Here is a 6,903-nt window from a genome sequence, read left to right as displayed (position 1 = left end):
ACTAAGAATTTACTATATATAGAACTCTCCTGCTTTTTTTCCTGCATTTGCAGCAAACATGCCTATTAGATATTCATAAATAAAACCAATTACGTCATAATCCTGTTTGCCATCCATAGGTATATCTTTAATCAAATGAATCAATCCACTAATAGCCTTTGTCTGTGAAGAAGCACTATCTCCCAATTTGCTTAAACCAGTCTGCAATGTATCAAAAATACCTTCGTAGACATTTTTATGTGCAGAACTAATTAGTCGACTAAAGGCAGATAATGCATCTCTAACATTAGAAACATCAAAGTCTCTGCCCATATTAATCCATGTAGAAAACAAATCGTCATAAGCTATAAAGTAACCTAGCTCGTCTTTAATGTAGTCCATCGTTTCACTATCATCTTCTGAAAGTTTTTTTATATTTTCATCAGAAAAATCATTATTTTTTGCATATTGTATTTCTTTATCCGATAGATATTTATAAAAAATAAATCCTAAGATATAATCCTTATATTCATTCGCTTCTATTTTGGAACGCATTTGATTAGCAGATTCCCATATTTTTGATGCCAATTGTTGTTTGTTCATTAATCTTCTACCTTTCCTTTTCTATCTTTTCTATATAGTAGATATAATTTTCTAAAACTTATTGTTGTTTTACTTAACTTTTTTACTATTATATATTTATCACTCACAACCCGCTCGTCTTTCGGCTTTTGAGCATTTTTATGTATTGTGGAATCTGAAGCATGTTATCCTGCATACTTTTTGCTTCTTAATAACTATTTTATTCGTTTATACACAATTAGTCAACGTAATTTGTAGTTAGTCTATTTTATTGTTGTGATGATTTTCAAAATCTATTTTTCACCAGCCAGCTTTATCAATATATGGTAAAAACTCTAAATGAACGCAAAAAATACCCATCTACTGAGATAGTAACTGGATATTTTTTGATAAAAGTTCTTGTGATATTTTCTGATTTAATATATTTTTTTAAGCTCTAACTATAAATCTGTGAAATGGAAATTTCATCAAAATTCTCACAGGTATTCCTTTTATAGTAATTTAACTCTATTACTAGTATGCATAGTTGTTAACTATGCAAAAAATAAACATCATCTTCACCACTCCATGCATCAAAACCGACAAACTTCTGATGCCTATATTGAAATTTTAGTTTTTAGCTTTCCATTCATCAATAGTCTCATTTATCATCAGTTTCATAAGTTCTCTATTTTCCGATGAAAAGGGAAGGCTTGCTACAAATTTTATAAAAAATCCTAATTGTTCTGGGTGAGTGAACACGGAGTAGATACCTTCTATTGTATCATATATACCTTTGATAGGTGAAGTGACACCACCAAAAAATAATCCTGCTCTAAATTCTTGATCTTGTTCTTTTTTACTGGAACCATAGACTAATTTTGCCCATTCCATAAAAGCTGTTTTTTTTAACTGTTCAAAATCACCTTTTTGAAATTGGTATATGAAAACCATCATCTAATTGATTAGCTAATGAAAAAAGTTCATTTAATTAATCATTTCATTAATAGCTTGTCTGCATTTCACATCATAATCAAGATTATCTGTAATATTCCTAAACTCATATTTTATTTATTTATAATTATTTTATACTTTCTATATAATTTATTTATTTTGATAATTAAATCAATGTTTATGTTTATTCTTAATATTTGATAGCTGTTTTTAAGGATGAACATATTAATTTAACGTTAAACTAAATAAGTCATTTATAATTTCAAGTAATCTATTTAATAAGTGAATTAGTTTTATTGCATTAAAAAAGAAGTCAATATGGATTATCATATCAACTTCTTTTAGTATAATCACTATTCACTTAGAATTGTACTCTATTTACATCATGATATATTATGTAATCCTAGTTTTTAAATGAGTTTAGTAGCAATACTATATTATTTTTAAATCTTTTTTTTGTTTTTAAAAAACATACTTATAAAAAAACATATACCAAGTATTAAAAAAGCTATTGATATTTTGTTATCTAAAAAAGTAGGACTAGTTTTAAAATCAACTATTTTACTAAATATAGGTGGAAAATTAGCTGGTCCATCTCCTAAATTAATTAATGCTTGGCATCTTGTTTCCCAAATTTGAACATACAGAAATCTTTCAAATTCATAAATCATTCCACTAATTACTATAGATATAAATCCTAAAATTAATTTAATATTTTTATCGCACACTTACAATAGCCTCTCCCTCTTCATTTATATAAAAAGTTGCTTCAAGATTATCAGAATAAGAACCATCTAATGTATAGGTAAATGTAACCATTGATTCTTCTTCTGCAGATGCCATAAGTTCAGCCTTTGTATTTACAGAACCAAAAATACTTTTGAAACCTACCTCACCACTTATAACTAAGGTTTGAGCTGCTTTTACTGTCATTTTTTGCTCAATACCTGTACTACCAGTATTTCCTTTGTAATCTATTGATATACGATGTTTTCTATTATTAACTTCTTCAAAGGTATATGATGTAATTGTACAATTTCTTGAACCAGGTGCTACTTCATCTATACCTACAACACTTACTTTACCAGTTCTATCTTTGTAAAGATCAGCCATTAATTGAGGTTTTACATATACACCCTCTAATTCTACTCCATCAATTTTTAATGGTATTTTCTTACTAAATCTCATACGATAATGAGTTCCAAATGTATCCCCATAAGGAACAACTATATCATTTGAAACAAATTGTGAATCAGCTTTATTTAAATTATATTCTGTCGCAAAGCATAAGTTACTACTGAGTAATACTAATGAAATTGTTAAAATACTTATTATTTTTTTCATAAAAATTCTCCTTTCATTTTTAAATATTTCGAACTATTTGATTATATCACTAAATTTCTAAAAAATTTGTAGAATTTTGTGGTTAAAAAACACTTTTATTTTATTACTACACATTATATGAAATCTATTTATATGGAACAACAAATTTCATAGGAATATATCTTGTAAAATAGTAACATTAAAATCCTTCTTAATTTTATATAAAAAGGGCAGAAAAATAGCTAACAGTAAGATGCCTTCGCACTTATCTATTAGCTTATACTTTCTACCTAATCTTAAACGTTAATTATTACCTTATACTTTAAATCTCTTTTCTCATACACTTCTAAATAATTTTGTAGTCGTTAAATATAGTTGGTAACTATTACCCCCTTATAAACTGCATAAATGCGTTTACAATTATTTACTGTTGTTAAATATAGTTGGTAACTTTCTAATCTTTTTAAATATGGTATATACAATATTTTAAATTAATGATATTATAAAGTATATTATCACCTTTTAATCATAAACAATATACATACGTCATCTCTTAATTATTTTTTTTCATTCACGTAATTATTTCTAATGGACTGTTAATATTTTAGTTACCAACTATATTTAACAGTTACCGATTTTATTTAACAATTACCAACTTTATTTAACAACTACAAATTTTCGTATTTATTTCAATCTCCCTACTCCACCGTAACACTCTTAGCCAAATTCCTAGGCTTATCAACATCATTCCCAAGCCCCACAGAAATATAATAAGCAAATATCTGTTGTGGAATATTTTCAAGTAGTGATGTAAACATCCAATGAGTTCTTGGAACATATATTACATCATCTGCAATTTTACCAATCTCATCATTACCTTCTAGAGCTATTGCTAATACCTTAGCTCCTCTAGCTTTTACTTCTTTTATATTACTTACTGTCTTTTCAAAAAGCTCTTCGTGACCTGTTAGTCCAACTAGTAATGAATTATCTTCTATAAGTGCTATTGGACCATGCTTCAACTCACCAGCAGCATAAGGCTCTGCATGAAGGTAAGCTATCTCTTTTAACTTCAATGCACCTTCCATTGACACAGCATAATCAAGACCTCTACCAATGTAGAATACATTCTTGGAATTAATATATTTATCAGCTAATTCTTTAATTGTATCTGCCTGTTCTAATACCGTACCTACTTTATCAGGTAGTTCATATAACTCTTCTCTTAACTCTAGGAATTCATCCTTAGATATCTTTCCAAGTTCCATAGCTATCTTAATTGATAGTAGATACATAGCACATAATTGAGCCGAATATGCTTTCGTAGATGCTACAGCAATTTCTGGTCCTGCAAGAGTATATAACACATCATCAGCATCTCTTGATATTGTTGAACCAACTGCATTAACTATACCAATAACATATGCCCCTGCTTTCTTAGCAAGTCTAAGAGCCGCAAGTGTATCAGCTGTTTCACCTGATTGTGAGACAACAATCATCAAGGTGTTTTCATCTAGTATTGGTTCTCTATAACGAAATTCTGATGCTACCTCTGCTACTACTGGTATTCTAGCTACTCTCTCAATTAGATATTTTCCTACTAAGCCTGTATAGGAAGCTGTTCCACAGGCAACTATATATATCTTGTTAATTTTCTCAAGAACCTCTTTTGACATGTTAATGTCATCTAGGACTATATCATTAACGTCAAGAGGTAATCTTGGAGTCAAAGTGTCTTTTACTACTCTTGGCTGTTCAAATATCTCTTTTAACATGAAATGGTCAAAGCCTTCTTTTCTAGCAGCTTTCAAATCCCATGTAACATTGTATATCTCTTTTGTTACTTCATTTTTATCTATATCTATTATCTTTACATTATCTTTAGTTACAATTGCGATTTCCTTGTCTTCTAATAAATATACGTCTCTTGTATGTTCTAGAATGGCAGGAATATCAGATGCTATATAGTTCTCACCTTTACCTATTCCAATAATCAATGGACTATCTTTTCTGACAGCAATTATTTTATCTGGTTCGTCATTGCAGATGACACCAAATGCATAAGAACCTTCTATTTTATCCATAGCTTTCAAAACAGCATCTAAAAGATTATGGTTTTTGCTATAATAATAGTCTATCAACTGTACTGCTACTTCAGTATCTGTTTCTGATACAAACTTTTGCCCTTTTGATTCTAGTTTTTCTTTTATTGTCATGTAGTTTTCTATAATCCCGTTATGAACCAATGATATAGTATTAGTACTATTCATATGTGGATGAGAATTAATGTCTGAAGGTTCACCATGAGTAGCCCAACGGGTATGACCTATACCTAAGTTACCATGTAACATGTTATTGTTCAATCTCTCTTCTAGATTGATTAATCTTCCTTTTGTCTTGACACATTTAATTTTATGATCGTAAATGGATACACCTGCTGAGTCGTATCCTCTATATTCTAAGCTTTTCAACCCATCAATCAAAATGGGGGCAGCTTCTTTATCTCCAATATAACCAACAATTCCACACAAAATATTTACCTCCTAATTATTAAGTCTACTCTCGATCAAGCTAGCTAATGCTTCTGCTTCATCAGCTAATACCTCTTTGTCTTTTCCTTCAATCATTACTCTAACTAATGGTTCAGTACCAGAAGGTCTTATCAATACTCTTCCTTCACCATCAAATTTTGCTTCTAGTTTCTCTATTTCACTTTTTATTACTTCATCTTCTAAATAACTGTATTTGTTACCATTGCTTACTTTTGCATTTACTAGTACTTGTGGTAATACTTCCATGACATTAGCTAATTGGGATAATTTTTTATCTGAGTGCTTGAGTGCTTCTAATAGATGAATTGCTGTTAAAAGTCCATCACCTGTTGTATTTTCTTCTAAGAATATAATATGTCCTGACTGTTCTCCACCTAGATTGTAGCCTTGTTCTATCATTTTCTCTAATACGTATCTATCGCCAACTTTTGTTTGCTCTATATGTATGTTCTTTTCTTTTCCCATAATAAACAATCCTAGGTTACTCATTACAGTTGCAACAACGGTATCTTTTTTCAATAATCCTTTGTTTTTCATGTATAGACCACAGATAGCCATAATCCTATCTCCATCTACCATATTTCCAAGTTCATCTACTGCAAGACATCTGTCAGCATCACCATCAAAAGCAAGACCTATATCAGCACCTACTTGTTTCACAAAATGTTGTAAGTCTTCCATATGAGTTGAACCACATTTCTTGTTTATGTTAGTTCCATCAGGCTCATTATGAATGATGAATACTTCTGCACCTAGTTGTCTTAGTGTTTCTGGTGCAGATACATATGATGCACCATTAGCACAATCAATAACTATCTTGATTCCTTCTAAGTCAATGTCTATTACACTCTTAGCATAATCAATATAATCTGTTATGCTTTCTCTCTTATGCTTTACTCTTCCTATCTTAGTTCCTGTAGGGAATTCTAGTTTCTCACTGTTATTCAAAATAATATCTTCTATTTCTTCTTCTAGTGCATCTGATAGTTTGTATCCTTTACTATTGAAGAATTTTATTCCATTGTATTCTACAGGATTATGAGAAGCGGATATTACTACTCCTGCATCTGCATTATATAATCTTGTTAAATATGCTACCGCTGGTGTAGGCACTACGCCGATAGTCACTGCGTTGGCTCCAACTGAACATATACCTGAGATAAGAGCTGCTTCCAGCATTTCTCCTGATATACGTGTATCTCTTCCTATTAATATAGTTGGCTTGTGTTTTTTCTCTTTAGTAAGTACGCAAGCACCTGCCTGCCCTAATTTGTATGCCATCTCTATAGTAAGTTCTTTGTTAGCAATTCCTCTCACACCGTCGGTTCCAAATAATTTACCCATTATTATATTCCTTTCATATGATATATGTTTTATCTATTCTTTAGTTTATCTGATTACAAAATTTTAATTAGGAAAATATTAGTATTATTTTGCCTCTTTACACTTTTACAATTATATCACTCCCTATATTTGCCTTCAATAAATTATGTAATAAATAGCTTTTTGTTTTAGGTCTGGTATATACCACTCT

Annotated in this window: 6 protein-coding genes; all 6 read right to left on the bottom strand. The window is 30.0% G+C overall.

The features are described from left to right. Positions 1-12: 12 nt before the first annotated feature. Entirely contained in the window at positions 13-582 is a 570-nt protein-coding gene (locus AACQ14_RS12480; RefSeq protein WP_339363924.1) for a type I restriction-modification system subunit M N-terminal domain-containing protein, read from the bottom strand. A gap of 588 nt (positions 583-1,170) precedes the next feature. Continuing rightward, positions 1,171-1,497, bottom strand: a complete 327-nt coding sequence (locus AACQ14_RS12475) for a hypothetical protein (protein WP_339363923.1) — start codon at positions 1,495-1,497, stop codon at positions 1,171-1,173. A 440-nt stretch (positions 1,498-1,937) separates the two neighbouring features. Beyond that, complete coding sequence (locus AACQ14_RS12470) at positions 1,938-2,222, bottom strand: hypothetical protein (protein ID WP_339363922.1); 285 nt, start codon at positions 2,220-2,222, stop codon at positions 1,938-1,940. Then, positions 2,212-2,838, bottom strand: coding sequence for a hypothetical protein (locus tag AACQ14_RS12465; RefSeq protein ID WP_339363921.1), 627 nt, complete (start codon positions 2,836-2,838; stop codon positions 2,212-2,214). The genes AACQ14_RS12470 and AACQ14_RS12465 overlap by 11 nt, the downstream gene beginning before the upstream one ends. 677 nt (positions 2,839-3,515) lie before the next feature. Continuing rightward, on the bottom strand, positions 3,516-5,348 hold the full coding sequence (gene glmS, locus AACQ14_RS12460) for a glutamine--fructose-6-phosphate transaminase (isomerizing) (protein ID WP_339363920.1): 1,833 nt from the start codon (positions 5,346-5,348) through the stop codon (positions 3,516-3,518). Positions 5,349-5,360: 12 nt separating this feature from the next. Then, the gene (gene glmM, locus AACQ14_RS12455; protein WP_339363919.1) at positions 5,361-6,713 is read right to left on the bottom strand and encodes a phosphoglucosamine mutase; all 1,353 of its coding nucleotides are present in this window, start codon (positions 6,711-6,713) and stop codon (positions 5,361-5,363) included. Between the last annotated feature and the right edge of the window lie 190 nt (positions 6,714-6,903).

Source organism: Vallitalea maricola, assembly GCF_036985595.1.
GTDB classification, from domain to species: Bacteria; Bacillota; Clostridia; order Lachnospirales; family Vallitaleaceae; genus Vallitalea; species Vallitalea maricola.
The sequence above is the reverse complement of the archived record's forward strand: the minus strand, read 5'-3'. Positions and strand labels throughout refer to the sequence as shown.